Below are 21,324 nucleotides of genomic sequence, written 5' to 3'. Positions count from 1 at the left end.
GGCATTTCTGCGCCGTTCCTTTTTTGTGTCTGAATTGCACAAGATACCGCGCGGCGACCTCTCCCACCAAGCGATCTGGGCCGGCCACGCCGCCGGGTCGGGATGGGGTCGCGCGATGCTGCTGAGTACCGGTCAACGGGTCGTCTTCATCGGGGACAGCATCACCGACTGCGGCCGGCGCGACGCCGCCGCCCCGTACGGCGACGGCTACGTGAGCCTCGTCCGCGCGTTCGTCACCGCCCGCCACCCCGGCGTGGAGCTGACCTGGGTCAACCGGGGGATCAGCGGGCACACGGTCCGGGACCTGGCGGTCCGCTGGGAGTCCGACGCGGTCGGCGAGCGCCCGGACTGGCTCAGCGTGATGATCGGCATCAACGACATCTGGCGGGCGTTCAGCCCCGGTCGGGAGGCCGACGCGGTGCCGATCGACGAGTACGAGCGCACGCTGCGCGTCCTGCTGCGCCGGGCCGTGGACGCGACGGGCTGCCGGCTGCTGCTCGCCGACCCGTTCCTCGTCGAGCCGGACGTCGACGAGCCGCAGCGCGCGCAGACCGACCGGTACGCGGCCGTGGTCGCCGCCCTCGCCAAGGACTTCGAGGCCGTGCACGTGCCCACCCAGGCGGCCTTCGACCGGGTGCTGGCGCACACCCCGCCCGGCCACTGGGCGCCCGACCGGGTCCATCCGGGCCTGCCCGGCCACGCGGTCATCGCCGACGCCTTCCTGGCCGCCCTCGCCGCCTGACCCCCGGCCGAACGGGGTCAGTGGCGGCGGGTGCAGACCTGACCGGTCTGGCCGACCTTGTCCACCGACCAGACCACGGCGACGGTGAAGCAGTAGTCGTCGTCGCGGTCCAGCCCGTGGACCAGGTAGCTGGTGCTGCCCGGCGGCAGGGTCTCGAAGGCACGCGGCTGCTGCCCGGACGGGCTGCCCGCGATCACCACCGGTCCGCTCGCGCCGGCCGGGTACGTCCAGCTCAGCGCGATGTTGTCCCGGTTGTCCCGCAGCGTGATCCCGCCGGGCGGGGTGCCGGGCGAGGCGGCGGCCTGCGGGCTGCCCGACGGGCCGGCGCCCGCCGTCGAGCCCGACCGGGCGGGCCCCGGCGGGGCGGTCGCCGACGGCGAGGGCCCGGGGCGCGGGCTGTCGACCCGGGAGACCCCGGCGACCACCGCCGCTGTGCCGAGCACCACCACGGTCACGCCGCCGACCAGCACGAGCGGGGCGAGCCGGCGCGGTGGCGGCGCGGGCGGGCGGGGGACCAGCACCGGGAGCAGCCGCGACGGCTCCGGCGGGGCCGCGGGCGGGCGCACGGCCCGGACCCCGGCCGGCTCCGCACCGCCCCCGGCCGGGCCCGCTCCGGGCCGCTCGCCGTCGGCAGGCTGCCCGTTCCCGCCGGCCAGTCCGACCACCGCCGGCGGCACCGCACCCTCCGGGGGCCAGCCGGACCGCGGCACCCAGCGGCCCTCGTCCGCCGCGTCCGGGCCATCGGGTACGGCGTGCCGGCGCAGCCACGCGTCCTCGTCCTCGACGCGCGCCGGGCCGTCCGGCGCGGCGTGCCGCCGCAGCCACGCGTCCTCGTCCTGGTCCGGAACCGGGTCCTCGGCCGACGGCGCGGCGTGCCGCGGCCACTCGTCGTCCTCGACCCGTGCTGGGTCGTCGGACGCCGGACCTGCGTGCCGCTGCCAGGTGTCCTCGTCGTCCTGCCCGGCTGCCGGGTCGTCCGGTGCGGCGTGCGGCGGCCACTCGTCGTCCTCGGCCGGCGCGGCGTGCCGGGCCGGCGCCTCCGGGGGCAGGCGGGGCGTGGGAACCCCGGGCGGGTGCGGGTCGTCGTCCGCCGGCCACGTCGGCTGGTACGCCGGCGGCCCCTCGGCGGGCGGGGGCATCCGCGCGGCCGGCACCACGGGCGGCTCCCGATCCGGCGGTACGGCTGGCGCCTCCGCCTCGGTCGCCCCGCCGAACTGGTGGCCTGGGTGCAGGTGCTGATCTACGTGGGCGCCGGGCTGGGCGCAGACGTGGGCGGGGTTGGCCGCCGCCCGGGCCAGGGCCGCGACCTGCACCGCGAGCGGGTCGTCCGCGGCGAGGTGCTGGCGGCACAGCTCCCGGGCCAGGGCGAGGTTGTCGTGCGCCTCGGCGAACTCGCCGCAGTCGCGCTGCATCGATCCGAGCCGGGCCAGCATCTTGATCCCGCTGGGGTGCCCGTCGCCGTACACCTCGCGGTGCAGCTCCCACGCGTCCTGCAGGCGCTCCCGGGCCACCTCGCACTGCCCCCGGGCGTACTCCACGGTGGCCAGGTCGGCGTGGGCGGCCAGCACCCGCGGCGACTCCGGCCCGTCCGACGCGGTCAGCTCGATGATGACGTCGGCGTACAGCCGGGCGGCGCGGGCGTAGCTGCCGACCCGGTGCAGCACCGCCGCGAGCGTCGCCGCCGCGGTCACCGTACGCGGGTCGGACCGGCCGTGCAGGCGGGTCGCCGCCGCGTACGCGAAGGCGGCCCAGCCCCGCGCGGAGTGCGGCTCGCCGAGCGCGACCAGGACCCGGGCCTGGAGCCCGGCGGCCTCGGCCAGCTCGGGCGTGGCGCGGTCGGGGCGGGAGTCGGCGTCGCTCAGCGCGTCGGAGAGCAGCTGCTGCGCGCCGGCGAGGTCGCCGGCGGACACCAGGTGGGTCGCCTGGACGGTCAGTTCACCGAAGCCGGAGGGCACGCCCCATCGTGGCCGGCCCGCGACGGTATGTACAAGACCCGGACGCCCGCGATTCGGTCGTCAACCGGTCAGGTGGTCCACCATGGTCTCGCTGATCCGGCGCAGCTGGTCGATCTGGGCCGGGCTGAGCGCGTCGAACAGGTGCCGGCGTACCCCCTCGACGTGGCCGGGTGCGGCGGCGGCCAGCGCGGCGAAGCCGGCGTCGGTCAGCACGGCCACCTGCCCGCGCCGGTCGGTCGGGCAGGCCTCCCGCCGGACCCACCCGGACGCCTCCAGTCGGGCCGTGGCGTGCGACAGCCGGCTGCGCGAGGAGCCGGTCGCGTCGGCCAGCTCGCTCATCCGCAGCCGCCGGCCGGGCGCCTCGGACAGCCGTACCAGGATCTCGTAGTACGCGTGGGGCATCCCCGCGTCGTGCTGCAACTCGCGGTCGAGGGTCTCCATGAGCGCGCGGGTGGCGGTCAGGTACGCGCGCCAGGTGCGCTGCTCGTCGGCGTTCAGCCAGCGGGTCATGACCACCATCATAGGGCTTGTAGTTGAGAGTTCAACCAAGTCGCGCTAGCGTGGACGTCATGGGAATCCACCGCCTCAACCACGCCGTCCTCTACGTCGCCGACCTGGCCCGCAGCGTCGCCTTCTACCGCGACGTGCTCGGCTTCCGCCCCGTGCCGATGACCCCGGACGGGTTCCGGGGCGCCGCCTTCCTCCAGGCTCCCGGCTCCACCAACGACCACGACCTCGGCCTGTTCGAGATCGGGCGGGGCGCCGGGCGCTCCACCGCCGGCCGCGCCACGGTGGGCCTCTACCACCTGGCCTGGGAGGTCGACACGCTCGACGAGCTGGCCGCCACCGCCGAGCGGCTGGCCGCCGCCGGCGCCCTGGTCGGCAGCTCCGACCACGGCACCACCAAGAGTCTCTACGGGCAGGACCCGGACGGGCTGGAGTTCGAGATCGTCTGGCTGGTCCCGGCCGACCGGCTCGACGACGCCGCGCTGGCCGCCCGCAGGCGCATCGGCCGGCTCGACCTGGACCGGGAGCGGCAGCGCTACGGCGGCCAGACCCGCGGCGGCGTCGGAATCTCCGTACCGGCCTGACCGTCACAGAGCGGTGGCTGGGACCGCGTCGCCGGGCGATCCGGGGAGCGGCGTCCCCGGGCGCGCGCCCGTGCGGTAGAACGTCAGGATGCCCACCGACGCCGTCCTCCGCGAACTGCTCCTCCGGCAGCTCGACGCCTGGTTGCCCGCCGCGCGGCAGCGCGCCCGCCGGGCCACCGTCGCCCTGGCGTACGCCGGGACCGACGACGGCGGCGCGGACGCCGCGCTGCGGGCGGTCGCGGCGCACGGCGACCGGCTGCGCGGGTTCCGGCTGACGATCCTGGTGCTCGCCCAGGGCACCGAGGACCTGCCGGCCCGGCTCGGCGCGGTCGAGGCGGCCCTTCCCGCCGAGGTGGCCGTGCACGTGATGCCGGGCGATCCGGCGCGGCTGCCGGTGGCGCTCAAGGCCGCCGGGGCGGCTGCCGCGCCGCTGCTCACCGTGGCCCACGGGGCGGCCCCGACGCCGGACCTGCTCGCCGCCGCCCGCACCGGCCGCCCGGCGGATCTGCTGCTGGTCGGCGAGCCGGACGCGCCCCTGCGGCCGCGGCTGTCGGCGGCGGGCTTCCCGCTGGTCGCCGAGGCCGACCTGGCGGTGGGCCCCCTGGAGGCGGCCGGCGGGTCCGTGCGGCGGATCGCGTTCGCGACCGGGTCGGACCGGAGCCTGACGGCGTTCAAGGACGCCCTCTGGGCGGCCGGCGGGGCCGGCGGGGTCCGCTACCTCGATCCGGCCGAGCCGGGCGGGCCGGCCCTGGACGCCTCGGCCGAGCCGGACCCGGACCCGCTGGGCCGGAAGCTGCTCGCCGAGCTGGGCCGCACCGGCCCCCGTACGCTGACCGAGCTGCGCCGGCACGCCCTCACCGACACCCTCTACCGGGCGGAGGACGCGACCCGGGCCGTGACCGCCCTGCTCGCCGCCGGCGCGGTGACCCGGGACCCGGAGCACGGTCGGCTCGGCGGGGACGTGCTGATCACCGCCCGCCCGGGCGCCGGGCCAGCTGCTTGACCACGATCGACACGCCGGTGGCGAGCACCCCGATGCTGAAGACCATCTGGAGGCTGACGACCACGCGGGCCACCTGCCCGTGGGCGTACACGTCGCCGTACCCCACGGTGGTCACGGTGGCCGGCGGCCCGGACCCGAACGCCGATCGGGACCGGAACGGCGGCCCGGACCGGAACGGCGACGGGGACCGGGACGGCGGGGGGGGCGCCGGTGCGCGACCGGCGCCCCGCCCGCCTCCGGGACGTCACGCCCGGGACTTGTCCTGCTTCCAGGACAGCGGGCCCGGCAGGTCGACGCGGTGCGCCCGGGTCCGCGAGTTCCAGGACCATCTACCGATCCGCAGACTCCACGAGGAGAACCCGTTCTCGGTGAAGTTCAGGACGAGCGGGCCGAACTTCTGACGCTTGCGGAACATCAGGCCCATCGCGGGGGCCTCCCTTCGTCACCTTTTCCCTGTCGTGTCGGGATCTGAGATGCCCGGAACGGCGATTCGGGAAACCGGGGCGCATTCGCACTGGACCGGGCCGTCCTTTGACCCGCACAATCCTAGTTATCAGGTAGGTTTTATCGGATGCTCGGCGCCGGTGGACGCGGGTCACGGCACGCGGACGGCGGTCAGCCGACCGGATTGGGGCGATGAACGGTCGTATGGTCGCCGCAGCCGTAACGGTGAGCCGTACCCGGGGCGCTGAACCTGACAGCGGCTGTCGCCCGGCGTCAGCCATCCCGCCGGCATGCCGGCGGCCCGCGCGAAGGAGAGGAAGACGCATGTTGGCGGTCGAGCTGCGCCCCGTCGACCGGGAGCTGTTCCGTGCCCTGCTGAGCAGGCGGACGGCCACAGCCACGGTGGTGACCGCGCCGGGGCTGGCCGCCCACCGGGGTCGGCCCCCGCTGCCCCCGACGGCGTGCACCGCCACCTCGCTGACAGCGGTCTCACTGGAGCCGCCGCTGGTGTCGTTCTGCCTCGCCGGCCAGCCGTCGAGCCGGCCGGCGATCGAACGCGCCGAGCACCTCGCGGTGCACCTGATCCCCACCGGGCAGTGGGGGGCGACCGCGACCTCCGCCGGCGACCTCGCCCCGCTCGCCGCCGACCCCGGCTGGCAGCCCGGCCCGTTCGGCGTCCCGCTGCTCGACGGGGCACTCGCCGTGCTGCTCTGCCGGGCGGTGCACCAGGTGCCGGCGGGCGACCACACGCTGGTCGTCGCGGAACCTCTCGCGCTGGGCGCGGGGGAGGAGCGCTACCCGCTGACCCGGGACCCGGCCCACACCACCGCCGGCCGGCCGGACCGCTGACCGCCCGTACGCCCGGAACCCACCGGACCCGCTCCGCGCGGGTCCGGTCAGCGGGGCTCCCAGGCGTCCGGAGGAGCGATCAGGCGGCGGACGTGGCCGGGCAGCCGCCCGCTGGCCAGCTCCGCGAGGCTGACCTCGTCGACCACCTGCCGCACCGCCGCCCGTACGGCCACCCAGAGCCGCGGCAGGTTCTCCGCCGCGCCCTCGTAGCTGGTCTCCTCCGGGCGCAGCCCGCGCACCCCGGCGAGCGGGCCGTCCACCGCGCGCAGGACCGCCCCGATGGTGATCTCCCGCGGCGGACGGGCCAGCGTGTAGCCGCCCTCGGCGCCCCGCTGGGCCCGCACGATCCCGGCCCGGCGCAGGTCGGCCAGAACGGCCTCCAGGAACTTGCGCGGCATGTCCTGCTCGGTGGCGATGGCCTGGGTGGACAGCAGGGAGGGGTACGCGGTGGCGAGGCTCAGGGCCGCCCGTACCGCGTACTCGCCGCGCGCGGAGATCTGCACGCCCTCATTCTGCCCGGCGGGGGCGGCCGGGCGGATCGGCGGGCCGCCGGGGCCGTACCGTCCACGTGGACGACCCCGCGCCCGGCCCGGCGCCGGCCCCCGACGCCCGGAACGCGCCGGGACTCATCCCCACCTCCCGGCTGAAGAACCGGCCGAAGTTCGTCGGCTCCGGAAAACCGAGCCGGCGGCCGATCTGGGCGATCGGCTCGTCGGTCGCCGCGAGCAGCCGCCGTGCCTCGAGGGCCACCCGTTCGTCGATCACCTGCTTCGCGCTGCGCCCGGTCGCCGCCAGGCAGGCCCGGGTCAGGGTACGCACGGAGCAGCCCAGTCGGGCCGCGTAGTCCTCGACCCGGCGGGTGTGCCGGTAGCCGCGCTCGACCTCCTGGCACAGCCGGCCGAAGATGTCACTCCCGGCCCGCCGTCCTGCCCCGGACCCCTCGGTCGGGTCGGGCAGCAGCGCCAGCCGCAGCAGCAGCACGGCGAGCTGGTGGCGCAGCAGGGCGCGGGCGGCGGGCGCGTCGGGGTGCCGCCGGCAGTCCACGACCAGCTGGGTCACCTCGTTGATCACCGCGTCCTCGTCCTCGCCGGCCAGCTGCTGGTACGCCGGCAGGCCGTCCGCGTCCACCCCGAGGTCGCGCAGCGCGCCGGCCCGCCAGCGGACCACCACGGCGTCCAACTGCCGGGTGTCGCAACGCAGCACCTGGCCGGGGCGGACCCGCAGCAGCGTGCCAGGTCGGCAGGGCAGCGGCCGGAAGTCCAACTCGGCGGTGCCGTGGCCGCCGGTGACGAGGACGAGCAGGTCCGCGTCGAGCAGGACCGGCCGCCGCCAGCCGGCCGCCCCGGCGAGGTCGCGCAGGGCCAAAGTGTCGAGGTCGGCGGACCGGCACGCCAGGTCGGCGTCCGCCGGCGGTGTCACGCGGCTCGGCCGACCGGCGGGGGGCATCAGGTCGATACGGGTTGCTGGCGAGAGCTGACCGGTGGAGACCATCGTCTGCGACGGTAGCTCGGGTCCGGCCCACTCGCATTTCGGGCGCAGCGGTCGCCGGCGCCGGTCCCGCCGCCGCCCCTCGGCGAACGATCTGCGTCGAACAGGACGCGGCGTTTCCGGCGGAGCGGACCGCCGAGGCGGCATCGGCAGCCGGCCGGGCGGCGGCTGCCCGGGCGCGGCTTGTGGGGCGGTTGTCGCCCGGCTACGTTACCGATCGGTAGCGCCCGGGCCCGTCGGACCACCGGCGGCGGCCCGGCGCAGGAGGCGGCGAGGGGATGGGCATGACGGATCTGTTCTCGGTCGAAGGCAAGACGGTCCTGGTCACGGGCGGCGCGCGGGGCATCGGGCTGATGATCGCCCGGGGCTTCGTGCGGGCCGGCGCGCGCGTGATCATCACGTCACGGAAGACGGACGTCTGCGCGAAGGTGGCCGACGAACTGTCGGCCGAAGGGCAGTGCGAGGCCGTCCCCGCCGACCTGAGCAGCGACGCCGGCGCCGAAAGCCTGGCCGCCGCGGTGCGCGAGCGACTCGACCGGCTCGACGTGCTGGTGAACAACGCGGGAGCCACCTGGGGCGCGCCGCTGGAGGCGTACCCGGAGAGCGCCTTCGACAAGCTGTGGGCGGTCAACGTCAAGGCCGTCTTCCGGCTCACGACCGCCCTGCTGCCGGCGCTGCGCGCGGCGGCCAGCGCCGACGACCCGGCCCGGGTGATCAACATCGGCTCGATCGACGGCATCCGCGTGCCGTGGATGGAGGTGTACGCGTACTCGGCCACCAAGGCCGCCGTGCACATGCTCACCCGCGGCCTCGCCCACCAGCTCGCCGGCGAACGGATCACGGTGAACGCCATCGCCCCCGGCCCGTTCGAGAGCAAGATGATGGCCTTCGCCCTGGACGACCCCGAGTCCCGGGCGGCGATCGAGCAGCAGGTGCCGCTCGGCCGGATCGGGCGCCCCGAGGACATGGCGGGCACGGCGATCTACCTGTCGTCCCGCGCCGGGGCGTACCTGACCGGGGCGGTGATCCCGGTCGACGGCGGCATCACCACGCACGGCTGAGCGCGTACCGGAGATGTGCGGGGCCGGGGCCCACGCGGACTCGGCAGCTCCGCGCGGCCCCCGGCCCGTGCCGTGTCAGCGCCCGGCCAGCAGCCGGTTCACCGCCGTGTCGACGTCCAGGTGCTCGGCCTCCCGGCCGCGCGGGACGACGACGTAGGTCCGCCGCAGGAAGCGCACCAGGACGCTGCGCGGCACCTCGAACAGGGCGTTGCCGTCCGGGGACGACAGCGCCAGCGCGACGAAGTCGCCGCGCGGAGTGGCCCAGGGCCACACCCGGACGTCGCCGATGCCGGCCGGCTCGTCCAGGCCGGTGACCAGCAGTTCGCGCGCGAACGACCAGCTCACCGCCTCCCCGCCGGCTGACTCGGCGTGGAACAGGACGTGGACCGCATACGGGTCAGCAGGGTCGTAACGCAGACTGGCACGCACCGGCAAGGCGGTGGCGTCAGGTGCGACGAGCCTTAGCGACGTCTCGACCTCTACGGTCGTCGGTCGGATGACACTCATGGACGTTCTCCCCCCGGCACCGCTGCGGAACGCGCGTGTCCCGCTTTTCCCATACTCAGCCGCTACTCCTGGCTACGCTCCGCCATACGCTGACTTCACCCAGTGGTGGGAAGGTGGTCGGAAACGCCGATAGAATGTGAAAATTCTTGTACGATATCCGGTTCTGCCCAGTGCTTGATCCCGCCCGGCATCGGGGTCGTTCAGACGTCGACTTACTCCGGTAACGTCCAGTGGTCCAATGGAGTGACGGGCCGGGGGGACACTGGGGGGTGCAAATGGTTACGAACCGATCCTCAGTGGATCCGACGGCTCGGCCCGGGCGCCCGAAAGTCGGGCCCCGAGCAGCCGAAAGGCGGGGGTACGCGGTGCCGATTGATCAGTACGACCGGCCTGGTCGGGGCGGGCCGGACGACCGTGCGCCCAGGGGCGGCGTGGCCGTCGCCGAGCGGCGCCGCGGGCGCTGGCGGCGGCGACTCGGCACCACCCTCGACCTGATCCGCGCCAACCCCACCGGCCGGATCGCCCTCAAGATCTTCATCTCCGTCCTCGGGGCGATCATCGTCACCGTCGGTATCGCCCTCATCCCGCTGCCCGGCCCCGGCTGGCTGCTGGTGATCGCCGGGCTCGGCGTGTGGGCGGTCGAGTTCCACTGGGCCCGCAGACTGCTCAACTTCACCCGTCGGCACGTGCAACGCTGGACCCGTTGGGCCACCAGCCAGTCCCTGCCGGTGCGGCTCGTGCTGGGCTCCGTGGGCCTGGTCTTCGTCGCCGTGGTGCTCTGGCTCTCGCTGAAGTACAGCCTCGGCATCGACCTCCTGGCCCGGCTGCTGCACTACCTCGCGACGCACTGACCCCGGATTCGCGGTCCGGTCCCTCGATCAGGTAGAGTCAGCGGCGCTGAGGGCGATTAGCTCAGCGGGAGAGCGCTTCGTTCACACCGAAGAGGTCACTGGTTCGATCCCAGTATCGCCCACCATTGATATGCGCAGGTAGGAAGCCCGTCGCCGGAGATGTCGGTAACGGGCTTCTCCGTTTGTGCCCATTACATTGGGAGCAGTTTGGGAGCAGGTCGCCTCCCGGCGGCAGTAGCCATACCCGGCACCCGGCAACTACGGCCTAGTTCGACTGAGCTCCCCAGTAGGTGTCCATCGCGGACCGTACGAGCGGGAGCTTCCGTTGCGAGAAATTCGCCGCTGTTGCTCACGAGGGCCGTTCCCCCACGCCGTGACGACCGCTGCTCGTGGTGTTTCAGGGAGGGGCATCTCGGGCGGGGTGAACACCTAGCTAGGTGACCTCGCTGTGCCGCTTATGCACGTGACCGTTCAGACGGTCCCCTTCGCCGATGTGTTGATGATGCCGTCAATCTCTCCGCCCGGACCGGCTCTGTTCGGGTAGGGGTTGCTCCTCACTGTGGGTGATCTTGTGTGGCTGACGTGGGGTTGCGAACGAGGCGCGAGCTACTCACGGTGACATTTGGTAGGGGTATTGACGCAAAGCGTAGCGGGCCTTACCTTCACTCCGACTTGATCTACGGGGGAGGACGGCGTGCGACGTCGTGGGGCGATGGTCCGTGCCCGCAAGGTGGTCTTGGGGTCCGGGCTCACACTTGTGGCGCTTCTGGCTGGTGGGACCGCAGGCGTGCAACATGCGGTGCCGGCAGCGGCGGCACAGGTTGAGGATGAGCCGGCGCCCTCTGCGGAGTCGGTGGCGTTGGCGGCGGCGAAGCGTTCTGGCTTGACCATCGAGGTGGCGGATTCGAAGTCGGAGTCGTCGCGGGTGTTGGCGACTCCAGAAGGCTCGTTGTTGTTGGAGTCCTACGCGACGCCAAAGTGGACCCGGGGCGACGATGGAGCGTGGCGGCAGATCGATACGACGCTGCGGATGACGCCGGATCGGGGCGTCGCTCCCGTGGCGACGTTGGCCGACGTTTCATTCTCCACAGGTGGGGCGGCGCCGGCGGTGCGGCTGCCGATCGCGGGGGGCGAGGTGAGCCTTCGCTGGCCGGGGGAGTTGACCGCTCCGACGCTGGGAGGTGACACCGCGGTCTACGAATCGGTGTGGCCTGACGTCGATCTCCGGCTGAGGGCTTTGGCGGACGGGTTCACGTGGGCAGTGGTGGTCAAGTCGGCCGGAGCGGCGGCGAACCCTGCTCTGCAGGAGCTTCGGCTGCCGTTGGAGACACCGGGTCTGACCGCCCGTGACCGGGCGGACGGCGGGTTTGAGGTGGTCAACGACGCTGGGATCCCGGTGTTGTCGGGCGGCAACGCGGTCATGTGGGACTCGTCCGCGAGCGAGGCGACGGCCGAAAGTAGCGCCCGGAGCGGGGCGGTTGACGAGCCACAGGACAGCCTTCGCACCGCGCCGGAGCTAGCGGAACAAACGGAGTTGCCGACCGACGTCGAGGGTTCGGATCTGGTGATCCGGCCGGATCTGGAGCTTTTGCGTGGGCCGGAGACGGTGTATCCGGTTGTTATCGATCCGTGGACAACGATCAACAAGGCGATGTGGGGTTACGCCGGCTCGGAGAACGTGACCCGGGATGACGGTGTTGCCCGGGTGGGTCAGGAGCCGACGGGTGCGGGGACCTTCCGATCCTTCTTCCGGTTCAACCTGACGAGCCTGTCCGGCAAGGTGATCCGTTCGGTGAAGTTCCTGACCGAGATGACTCACTCGTGGGACTGTGACAACACCCCGGTCAACCTGTGGCGGTCGGCTGATCTGACGACCTCGGGTAAGCAGCCTGGGACGGGCCGAACCTGGCGTTGTGGTTGGAGCAGCGGTCCGGGCATGCGCACAAGCTCGGCACGCCGACTTGCCCCGATGACCCGCAGCCGGACTTTCCCATGGAATTCACCAGTAGCAACCTGAAGACCGACGTCACGGCGGCCCGGGGGCAGGACAACTACACTCTGGCGTTGTCGACCCGGCAGTCTGACGGCACGTCCGAAGGCACGAGCAACTGGTGGAAAAAGTTCGACCCGGCGATGACGAAGTTGACGGTGGAGTACAACACCAATCCGAACACCCCGACGGCCGCCCAGATGACATCCCACGCCAGCTACACCGCACCCGCGCAGGCGTGCGTCATAGGGACTTCCCGTCCGTCCATCAACTCTGAGTATCCCTGGCTGAAGAGCACGTTGACCGACCCGGACGGCAACAATGGAGGGAGCCTGTCCGGCGTGTTCACCGTGCAGAAGTGGAATGCCGCGACCAGCACGTGGGTGACCCCGACGGGTTGGCCGAAGACCGACTCCAGCGTGGCCCCGGGCGCGAAGGCAGAGGTGCAGTTCACCACCAAGACCGTTGATGGGGAGCGATACCGATGGCAGGTCCAGGCCAAGGACACGCTCGGTGGTCAATCCAGCATCTCGGGGTCGTGTGAGTTCAGAATTGACATGTCGTCACCCGAGTACGCCCCGGCTGTCACTTCCGCGGACGGCTTGTATCAGGCGTCACCGCCGCTGGGCGCCAACGAGGATGTGCAGGGCGGGCTCGGCTACTCGGGAAGGTTCACGTTCTCACCCAACGGGTCTGCTGGCGTCTACGACTACGTCTACCGAGTGAACGGTGGGACCGAGTATTCGGTGAAGCCGCCAACTGTGGGCGGTTCGGTGACAGTCTGGATCACCCCGGACTTGATCGGTGCGAACGTGTTGACGGTATGGAGCCGCGACCAGGCCGGCAATCCTAGTGGCGCCTTCGATTACCCCTTCTTGGTCGGCGGGGCGTCCGCTCCGATGGCCCACTGGGCCATGAACGAAGGGACAGGCACCACGCTCACCCCCGCCGTCGAAGGCGGTGCCAGCGCGACCCTCTACAACGGGCCGACGTGGACCGACTCGCGGATCACCGGCACCCACAAGACATCCGGCAAGGACTGGGCGGTCAAGTTAGACGGAGTGAACGATCACGCGGTCGCCGCGAACGTCGGGCTCGACACGTCCAGGAGTTACTCCATCGCCGCGTGGGTAAGGCCAGACGCCGACGGGCTGATGGAGATCGCGGGATCACCCGCGAGCGCAACCGACTCGTTCATGCTCCGCAAGTGGGGCGACAACCGCTGGACCTTCGGGGTGATGGAGGAGAACCTCGGAGCGACCGCCTTCACCAACATCTTCGGCCCTGCCGCCGTAACGGGCGTCTGGACTCATGTCGCAGGTGTGTATGACGTGTCCGGCGGCAAGTTGCGCCTCTACGTCAACGGGAGGGAAGTCAGTAGCGGGACCGTTCCGCGGACCTTCGACGCGGGCGGCGGTGTGACGATCGGGCGGGAACGCTGGAACGGCACGGACGTCGCGTACTGGAACGGCGCGATCAGTGAGGTGCGGGTCTGGGACCGGGTCATCGACCCGGATATCGATCTCGCACCGCTGTTGAATCCGGTGCTGGTCGGCGCGTGGGAGATGGAGGATCTGGACGACGAGGCGCCACGCCAGGAGGGCGACGCCTCGAAGTACCAGCGGCCACTGACCCTTGCCGCCCCGCCAGCTGCCGACTGGGCCCTGGAAGGTGGCTACAACGGCTCGACTGGTCTGAAGATCAACGGTGACCCCGGTTCCGCAGACACCACCGGCCCGGTCCTGCGGACAGATCAGTCGTTCACGGTGTCCGCGTGGGTCAAGGCCACCACTACCGACCACCAGACGATCGTGGCGCAGGACGGCACTGGACGCTCGGCGTTCTACCTGATGTACGACACCTACACCAACAAGTGGTGCATCACCATGCCCTCGGTCGACGTCGGCACGGCAACCTGGCAGTACGTCGTATCCACCAACCTCGCCGAGCTGGATAGATGGACCCACGTGCTGGCCACGTACGATGCCTCGGCCCGGGAACTCAAGCTGTATGTCAACGGCGCCCTCCAAGGCACCCGGTCGAACACGGTGACCTGGAACAGCTCCTCGGTGCTGCATGTCGGTAGAGCGATAAATTCCTTCTTCCTCAACGGCGGCACTGTAGACCGGGTACGGACCTGGCAGGGATTGCTCTCCGACGACGAGATTCGCGACCAGGCATCGGAGGGCTGACCCATCGTCAACGAATTCGTCCTCATGCCGTAAGCAGCGACGGCCGCCCTGGCGTCACAACCGGCGCCAGGGCGGTCAGTGGCAGGGCAACCGTTGGCCCCTGCCCGGCAACTGCTGTTGTGAATTCCCGCCGACCTCCGACTTGCCGGCGAAGTCACCCTGTCACCCCAGCCCCCTCGTGTGTCGTCGACAGGGCGTGCTGCCGCCCACCAGGAAAGGACACGATGATCACCGCTAGACTCGGCCGGCCCAAGCACGTTGCGCCGTACCGATCATTCGCGAACCGCCCCCGGCCCCGACGCCGCCTCACTGCTGCGCTCGGGGTGCTCGCCGTCCTCACCACGACCCTCGGCGGTCAAGTGCCCGCCCAAGCACAGCAGGCGAGTGGCGTGGAGCGGCTGAAGCCCCAACGCTACGAGTCGGTGCCCGTCCACCCAATCACGACGACGACGGCCACCCCCGACGCCGAGGCTGCGGCAGCCAAGGTCAAGCGGCCCGACCCGGTATGGCCAGCGGCGGGGGCCGCCGAGGTGGATCTGTCGGCGCAACTGGCGGGCTCGTCCGATTCGTCGGCGCTGCGGGCGGGGTCCCTGCCAGTAACGGTCGCCCGAGCCAGCACCGCAGCGGCGGGGTCAGCTGAAGCCACCCCGACGAAGCTGCGGGTGCAACTGCTGCCTCAGGCCCAAGCAGAAGCCGCCGGCTTGCGCGGTGGCTTGCTTCTTCGAGTCGGGCGGACCGACGGTGCGCTCACCGCCGGTCCGGTCGAGGTGACGGTCGACTACTCGAAGTTCGCCACCGCCTACGGCGCGGACTGGTCATCCCGCCTGCGCCTGGTGCAGGTACCGGATTGCGCCCTGACACCATCAGCGGCGAAGGGCTGCACCGTCGTACCGCTCGCCTCCCATAACAAAGTCCGAGACCGGACCGTCACCGCGTCGGTAGCAGCGCGCCCGATCCGGCCGGCGCTCTCGAGGACGGAGGCGAAACGCTTCGGGGCACCCTTGACGGCAGCATCAGCTGGCACCCTGATCGGGCTTGCCGCCGGCCCGACCAGTGGGGCGGGCAGCTTCGCCGCCTCCAGCCTCGCACCGTCGTCCTCCTGGAGCCACGGCGGGGCTTCTGGAGGTTTCCAGTGGTCCTACCCGATGAGGACTCCGCCCGGACCTGGTGGTCCCGCCCCGAGCCTTGCCCTGTCCTACTCCTCCCAGTCCGTGGATGGCAGGCAGGCGGCGACGAACAACCAGCCGGGACTGATCGGTGAGGGCTTCGACTACTCGCCGGGATTCATCGAGCGGCAGTACAAGGCCTGCGCCGATGACATGGACACCGACGGCGCGAACAACACCGTCGAAACCGGTGACCTGTGCTGGGGCCCGGAAAACGCCGTCATGTCCCTCGGCGGGTCGTCGGTGGAACTGCTCAAGGGCACCGACGGCAAGTGGCACCCACGCCGGGATGACGGCTCCAAGATCGAGCTGTTGACGTCCCCGGCCTACAACAACGGCGACGACAACAACGAGTACTGGAAGGTCACCACCGCCGACGGCACGCAGTACTGGTTCGGGCGCCACCAGCTACCGGGGTGGAGCACCTCCCGGCCGACAACCAACTCTGTGCTTACCGTCCCGGTGTACGGCAACAACCCGGGCGAGCCGTGCCACCAGAGCACGTTCGCCGCCTCCGACTGCGACGGCAAGCGGCAGGCATGGCGGTGGAACCTGGACTATGTCCAGGACCTCCACGGCAACACCATGTCCTTCTGGTGGTCCAGGGAAACCAACTACTACGCCAAGAACCTGGACTCGGGAGCGCCAGCCGCCTATCACCGGGCCGGCTACCTGACCCGGATCGACTACGGCACCGACAACCGCGACAGCACCGAGTACGCCGCCACCTCACCGTACGTCCAGAACGCCCCGATGCGGGTTTCGTTCACCAACGTCGACCGCTGCCTGAGCAACTGCACCACCAAAGACGACACCACCTGGCCGGACACACCGTGGGACCAGGAGTGCACCTCCACCACCAACCCCTGCCAGAACGGGTCGCCAACCTTCTGGTCCGCCAAACGCACCACGGTCATCACCACGTCGGTGTGGAAGGCCAGCCTCTCGAAGTACCAGCCGGCGGACTCCTGGACGCTGCGGCAGAGCTTCCCCGACCCCGGCGACGGCACCCGCGCCGGACTCTGGCTGGACGGCATCACCCACCGCGGCCTGAACGACCCCGCGCTCATCACCAACCCGAACGACGACACCAAGGCCGTCGTCGCGCCGGAGGTAACCCTCGACGGCATCCAGATGCAGAACCGCGTCGACGCCGCCGGCAGCGACTGGGCGCTGGCCATGAACTGGCGACGACTCAACTCGATCAAACTCGAGACCGGCGGCCAGATCTTCGTCACCTACAGCGACCGCCAGTGCGCAAAGGGCGGCACCATGCCATCCCAGGCAGCACTGGACAGCAACACCCTGCTCTGCTACCCGGTCCGGTGGACGCCCCCGGCCCACACCGACCCCATCACCGACTACTTCCACAAGTACGTCGTCCGTGAGGTCCAGCAGATCGACCCCATCGGCGGTGCCCGCCCCCTGCGCACCAGCTACGAGTACAACAACCCGAACAACGAGCCGTTGTGGCACCACGACGAGGACAACGGCCTAGGGCCGGACAACCGCAAGAGCTGGTCCCAATGGCGCGGATACCCCAAGGTCATCACCTACGTCGGTGAAGGCGCCGACCGGGTCAAGACCGAGACGCTGTACTTCCGCGGCATGTACGGCGACAAGCTCGCCAACGGCAGTACCCGCACCACCACCGTCCAGGGCATGGAAGGCCCGGCGGCCAACGACTACGAGCACTACGCCGGCACACCGCGCGAGCAGATCAGTTGGCTGGGCTCCACCATGGTGGCCGCCACCCTCAACCTGATGTGGCGCTCAAGCGCCAGCGCGACCCGGGCGGGCACTCCGATCGCCGAGTCCCGCTACGGCCGGGTCTCGACGGTCCGCAGCCGCGCCACCACCGACACGGGTATCCGACGAGCCAGCAAGACCACCACTTACGGCTCCTACGGGATGCCGACGCAGGTTCAGGACAACGGTGACGACGACAAAACCGGCGACGAAACCTGCGTGCAGAGCGAATACGCGCGCAACACCACCGGCAGCAACTGGCTGCTGACACCGGTCAAACGCACCCACGGATGGAGCGGCCCCTGCGACACGGCGCCCACGACCGCGACGCAGATCACCGCCGACACCAAGTTCAGCTTCGACTCGCAGACCTATGGCACCACCCCCACCAAGGGACTGCTCACCAAGGCCGAAGTCATCACCGGCTTCACCGGCGGCACCCGCACCTACCAACAGGTAGGGACCGCGAAGTACGACGCCCGCGGCCGAGCGATCGAGTCGACCGACATCGCGGGTGAGGTAACCACCACGACGTACACCCCGCTGGTTGACGGGCCCGTCACGAAGGTGGAAACAACCAATCCGCTGGACTGGACCACCGCCGTCGAACTCGACGAGGTCCTCGGCCTCGCTCTGAAGGCGACCGACACCAACGGCCGCATCACGGAATACACCTACGACGCGATGGGCCGCAACGCCGCGGTCTGGCTACCGGACAGGGACAGGGCCGCCTACCCGACCGCTCCGTCGACCCGCTACAGCTACATCCTGTCCAAAACGGTTCCTTCGAGGGTCACCACCGAATCGCTCAACGCCAACGGTGAATACGACATTTCTCACGCCATGCTCGACGGCCTCGGCCGCAGCAGGCAGACCCAGGAACCGGCATACGGCGCCGGCCGGATCCTCACCGACACCTTCTACGACGCCGCCGGACGCATCTACAAGGCGAACTCGGCCTACTACAACAGCAGCCCCATAGACACCAGCAACATCTACTCCGGCTACGACTACAACATCCCCAGCCAGACCCAGACCCTCTTCGACGCCGCCGGGCGGCCGACGCACACCCTGCTGCTCACCGGCAAGGAGGGCGTTCAGGTCGAGAAATCCCGAACCTCGTACACCTACCACGGCGACCACTCCACCACCGAACCCGCGGAAGGCGAGGCCGCAACCACCACCTGGACCGACGCCCAGGGCCGCGTCGAGAAGCTGTGGCAATACCACGGCCGCACCGCGACCGGCACCTACGACGAGACCAGCTACACCTACCACCCCGCAGGCCAGCTGAGCTCCGTCACGGACGCCTCGGGCAACACGTGGACGTACACCTACGACATCCAGGGTCGGCCCGTCTCGGTGAGCGACCCCGACGCGGGCACCTCGACGATGGCGTACAACACCGTCGGCGACCTCGAGAAATCCACCGACTCGCGGCCGGAAACGCCAGACCTTTACTACACCTATGACCGGCTGGGACGCCTGGAGACGGTCCGCGAGGGCAGCGTCACCGGTCAGCAGCGCGTCGGCTACACCTACGACCTGCCCGTCAAGGGCGTAGTCAAGTCCGCCTCGCGGTGGATCGGCGCCGACGAGTACCGCAGCGAGACGGTCACGGTCGACAAGATGTACCGGCCGACCCAGACCAAGCTCACCCTGCCGGCCTCGCAGGCGGGCTTCTGCGGCATTGGCGCCGTGACGTGCAGCTTCACCTCCAGAGCCACCTACAAGGCCGACGGATCCCCCAACACCCTCACGATCCCGGCGGCTGGCGGGCTGGACCAGGAGGTGCTCACCTACAAGCACGACTCGTCGTACGCCACCCTGGACCAACTTGCCACCGACTACGGCGACGCCACCCACTACGCCATCCAGTCCGGCTACACCAACCTGTACGAACTGAGCAGCATCACTCGCTCCACCGCCCTCAGCGGCGCCAAGTTCGTGCAGTCCAAAACCTCCTACGACGAGGCCACCGGACGGGCCGCGACGAGCTCGATCATCCGCTCGACGTCTCCGTCGTACATCACCAACGCGTCGTACGAATACGATGCCACCGGCAACATCACCAAGATCGACGACAACCCGGGCAGCCGCCCACGCGACACCCAGTGCTTCACCTACGACCACCAACGCCGCCTCACCGAAGCATGGACGCCCGCGTCCTCGGACTGCCAGACCGCGCCACAGACCGAGGCGGAACTGGGTGGCCCGGCCCCGTACTGGCAGCAGTGGTCCTTCGGCACGCCCGACGACCCCAAGGGCCGCATCGGCAACCGGTTGACCCAAACCGAATGGGGCACCCCCACCGGCAAGGTCACCACCGCCTACACCTACCCGAGCCCGCAAGCCGCCCGGCCCCACGCCCTGCTGGGCTGGAGCCGGACGGACAACGTCGGCACCACCACCGGCACGTACAGCTACGACAACGCCGGCAACACGACCAGCCGCCCCGGAGCCTCTGGTCAGCAAACCCTGACCTGGGACGCCGAAGGCCACCTCGACACGCTGACCGACAGCACCGGCACCCACTCCTACATCTACGACGCCTCCGGCAACCGGCTCATCGCGACCGACCCCACCGGCAGCACCCTGTTCCTGGCCGGGCAGGAGGTGAGACGTAACGCGTCCACCGGACAGGTCGACGCCACCCGCTACTACAGCTTCAACGGCGAAACCATCGCCCAGCGGACCGTCACCGGCATCACCTGGCTAGCCAGCGACCACCAGGGAACTGCCCAGATCAGCGTCGCCACCGACACCAGCCAAACCATTACCCAACGCCGGCAAACCCCCTACGGCAGCCCCCGAGGCACGCAAGTGTCCTGGCCCAACAAACAGGGATTCCTCGGCGGGTACCAAGACCCAACCGGTCTGACCCACCTCGGCGCACGTGAGTACGACCCAAAGACCGGCCGGTTCATCTCGGTAGACCCGATCAACGACCCAGGCAACCCGCAACAACTGCCGGCCTACACCTACGCTGCCAACAACCCCATCACCTACAGCGACCCCAGCGGTGAAATCATCCCCGAATATGGCGAGGTTGACACGCCAGTAGGCCTCTGTCAATGGGGAGAAAACCGCTACGCCTGTCAGGAGGATATCGAAGGAGGTGGAGGAGGTGGAGGAAGTGGGGCTGGCCCGAAGCCGAAGACCGGTCGCGAAAAGACACACGAAAGCCTCGAGGCTTGCGGCCTGCTCCTCCCCATTGGTGCGGCGTGCGACGGTGTAAATGCCGTCATTTACATCACGGAAGGCAACTACACTGACGCGGCCGTCTCCGCAGTCTCCACCCTTCCTGTAGTCGACTGGCTATGCAAGATCAAAAGCGCGTGCAAAAACGGCGCCAACTGGATTGCGGACAAGGCCAAAGCTATCGTCGGGAAAGCTCCGACCAGCCGTGCCCCTGCAATCAATCCTGCCGCTGAAGCTAGGGAGCTAGCGGCGATCAAGGCAGACGCACGGGCCGCCGCAGCCCAATCCGCACCCAAACCGAGAACCCCCGAACCGCCGACAAAGGAGCCCGGGCCCGCGACGAAGGGTAAGCCCGCCAACAATGGTGGCGGTGGTGCGCCTACCGCGAAAAACGGCTGTGCCAAGCACAGCTTTGACCCCCGCACCCCGGTGGTCATGGCTGACGGCAGTACCCGCCCCATCGCAGACGTCGCTGAAGGCGACGAGGTTTTGGCGCACGATCCCGAAACTGGTGCCACGAGCTCCGAGACGGTGGAGGTCCTGCATGTCAACCAGGACCAAGCACTGACGGATCTCACCATCCGCACCGAGGACGGCGTCTTCGCCACACTCGAGACGACTCAGCACCACCCGTTCTGGAGCGAGGACCGAAACGATTGGGTCAACGCCGCCGACCTTCGGCCTTCGGAGCGGTTGAAGACGACAACGGGCGCCTTGGTGACTACCGCCAAGATCCACAACTTCCTCGGCGACAAGACCATGCGCGACCTCACCGTCGCCAACGTCCACACGTACTATGTGGGCTCTTCGAACTTGAGCGGGGTTTGTGGCTGAGCCGACCCGAGAGTGAAGGGCTCGCAGCCCGTCAGTGATCATCTGAGTGTCTAGTTCGGATGGTCACAAGTGAAGAGCTGCGAGCATGATCAACGATACGACCCGGCTGCTGGGCCTGGACGGCCTGGTCGCTGAGCGGGTCGAGCTGGACATCACCGGTGTCCCGGTGGTGGACCTGTCCACCGGCTGTGAGCAGGCACG

At 70.3% G+C, this 21,324-nt stretch carries 16 protein-coding genes and 1 tRNA gene; 10 read left to right on the top strand and 7 right to left on the bottom strand.

What is annotated here, in order from left to right:
• Positions 1 to 115: 115 nt before the first annotated feature.
• A complete protein-coding gene (locus ABGB16_RS23035) occupies positions 116 to 742 on the top strand; it encodes an SGNH/GDSL hydrolase family protein (protein ID WP_347670170.1) in 627 nt (208 codons plus the stop codon).
• Between the two features lie 17 nt (positions 743 to 759).
• On the opposite strand, the gene ABGB16_RS23030 is transcribed toward ABGB16_RS23035, so the two are convergent.
• Positions 760 to 2,697, bottom strand: a complete 1,938-nt coding sequence (locus ABGB16_RS23030) for a tetratricopeptide repeat protein (RefSeq protein ID WP_347670169.1) — start codon at positions 2,695 to 2,697, stop codon at positions 760 to 762.
• A 60-nt stretch (positions 2,698 to 2,757) separates the two neighbouring features.
• Positions 2,758 to 3,216, bottom strand: a complete 459-nt coding sequence (locus ABGB16_RS23025) for a MarR family transcriptional regulator (protein ID WP_347670168.1) — start codon at positions 3,214 to 3,216, stop codon at positions 2,758 to 2,760.
• 50 nt (positions 3,217 to 3,266) lie between these two features.
• On the opposite strand from ABGB16_RS23025, the gene ABGB16_RS23020 reads away from it, so the two are divergent.
• Entirely contained in the window at positions 3,267 to 3,788 is a 522-nt protein-coding gene (locus ABGB16_RS23020) for a VOC family protein (RefSeq protein WP_347670167.1), read from the top strand.
• An 88-nt stretch (positions 3,789 to 3,876) separates the two neighbouring features.
• Positions 3,877 to 4,791, top strand: coding sequence for a hypothetical protein (locus tag ABGB16_RS23015; RefSeq protein WP_347670166.1), 915 nt, complete (start codon positions 3,877 to 3,879; stop codon positions 4,789 to 4,791).
• Here the strand turns inward: ABGB16_RS23015 and ABGB16_RS23010 are convergent.
• On the bottom strand, positions 4,757 to 4,897 hold the full coding sequence (locus ABGB16_RS23010) for an ion channel (protein WP_347670165.1): 141 nt from the start codon (positions 4,895 to 4,897) through the stop codon (positions 4,757 to 4,759). The genes ABGB16_RS23015 and ABGB16_RS23010 overlap by 35 nt on opposite strands.
• A gap of 138 nt (positions 4,898 to 5,035) precedes the next feature.
• On the bottom strand, positions 5,036 to 5,215 hold the full coding sequence (locus tag ABGB16_RS23005; protein ID WP_347670164.1) for a DUF4236 domain-containing protein: 180 nt from the start codon (positions 5,213 to 5,215) through the stop codon (positions 5,036 to 5,038).
• Between the two features lie 344 nt (positions 5,216 to 5,559).
• Here ABGB16_RS23005 and ABGB16_RS23000 point away from each other — a divergent pair, with 344 nt between their 5' ends.
• Complete coding sequence (locus ABGB16_RS23000; protein ID WP_347670163.1) at positions 5,560 to 6,084, top strand: flavin reductase family protein; 525 nt, start codon at positions 5,560 to 5,562, stop codon at positions 6,082 to 6,084.
• Positions 6,085 to 6,131: 47 nt separating this feature from the next.
• Here the strand turns inward: ABGB16_RS23000 and ABGB16_RS22995 are convergent, their stop codons facing one another.
• Both ABGB16_RS22995 and ABGB16_RS22990 read right to left on the bottom strand, forming a co-directional pair.
• Positions 6,132 to 6,587 (bottom strand): Rrf2 family transcriptional regulator, encoded by a 456-nt coding sequence (locus ABGB16_RS22995; RefSeq protein ID WP_347670162.1) that lies wholly within the window; start codon positions 6,585 to 6,587, stop codon positions 6,132 to 6,134.
• A gap of 4 nt (positions 6,588 to 6,591) precedes the next feature.
• A complete protein-coding gene (locus ABGB16_RS22990; protein ID WP_347670161.1) occupies positions 6,592 to 7,575 on the bottom strand; it encodes an AraC family transcriptional regulator in 984 nt (327 codons plus the stop codon).
• A gap of 281 nt (positions 7,576 to 7,856) precedes the next feature.
• On the opposite strand from ABGB16_RS22990, the gene ABGB16_RS22985 reads away from it, so the two are divergent.
• On the top strand, positions 7,857 to 8,633 hold the full coding sequence (locus tag ABGB16_RS22985) for a glucose 1-dehydrogenase (RefSeq protein WP_347670160.1): 777 nt from the start codon (positions 7,857 to 7,859) through the stop codon (positions 8,631 to 8,633).
• Positions 8,634 to 8,708: 75 nt separating this feature from the next.
• Here ABGB16_RS22985 and ABGB16_RS22980 read toward each other — a convergent pair whose 3' ends face one another.
• Positions 8,709 to 9,140, bottom strand: coding sequence for an SsgA family sporulation/cell division regulator (locus tag ABGB16_RS22980; RefSeq protein WP_007457244.1), 432 nt, complete (start codon positions 9,138 to 9,140; stop codon positions 8,709 to 8,711).
• A gap of 275 nt (positions 9,141 to 9,415) precedes the next feature.
• Between ABGB16_RS22980 and ABGB16_RS22975 the strand changes: the two genes are divergently transcribed.
• The 5 genes from ABGB16_RS22975 to ABGB16_RS22955 all read left to right on the top strand — a co-directional run bounded on the left by ABGB16_RS22975 (position 9,416) and on the right by ABGB16_RS22955 (position 21,123).
• Positions 9,416 to 9,991 carry a TIGR02611 family protein gene (locus ABGB16_RS22975; RefSeq protein WP_347670159.1) on the top strand — a complete coding sequence of 192 codons (576 nt, stop codon included), beginning with the start codon at positions 9,416 to 9,418 and terminating at the stop codon, positions 9,989 to 9,991.
• 50 nt (positions 9,992 to 10,041) lie between these two features.
• Positions 10,042 to 10,116, top strand: a tRNA-Val gene (locus ABGB16_RS22970).
• Between the two features lie 758 nt (positions 10,117 to 10,874).
• Positions 10,875 to 12,008: a hypothetical protein gene (locus tag ABGB16_RS22965; RefSeq protein WP_347670158.1), complete on the top strand. Its 1,134-nt coding sequence runs from the start codon at positions 10,875 to 10,877 to the stop codon at positions 12,006 to 12,008.
• On the top strand, positions 11,984 to 14,173 hold the full coding sequence (locus tag ABGB16_RS22960) for a LamG domain-containing protein (RefSeq protein WP_347670157.1): 2,190 nt from the start codon (positions 11,984 to 11,986) through the stop codon (positions 14,171 to 14,173). Before ABGB16_RS22965 ends, ABGB16_RS22960 begins: the two co-directional genes overlap by 25 nt.
• Positions 14,174 to 14,562: 389 nt before the next feature.
• Positions 14,563 to 21,123 carry an RHS repeat-associated core domain-containing protein gene (locus ABGB16_RS22955; protein WP_347670156.1) on the top strand — a complete coding sequence of 2,187 codons (6,561 nt, stop codon included), beginning with the start codon at positions 14,563 to 14,565 and terminating at the stop codon, positions 21,121 to 21,123.
• The last annotated feature ends 201 nt before the right edge of the window (positions 21,124 to 21,324 follow it).

Origin of the sequence: Micromonospora sp. B11E3, assembly GCF_039871625.1 — a bacterium.
In the GTDB taxonomy this organism is placed as follows: domain Bacteria; phylum Actinomycetota; class Actinomycetes; order Mycobacteriales; family Micromonosporaceae; genus Micromonospora.
The sequence above is the reverse complement of the archived record's forward strand: the minus strand, read 5'-3'. Positions and strand labels throughout refer to the sequence as shown.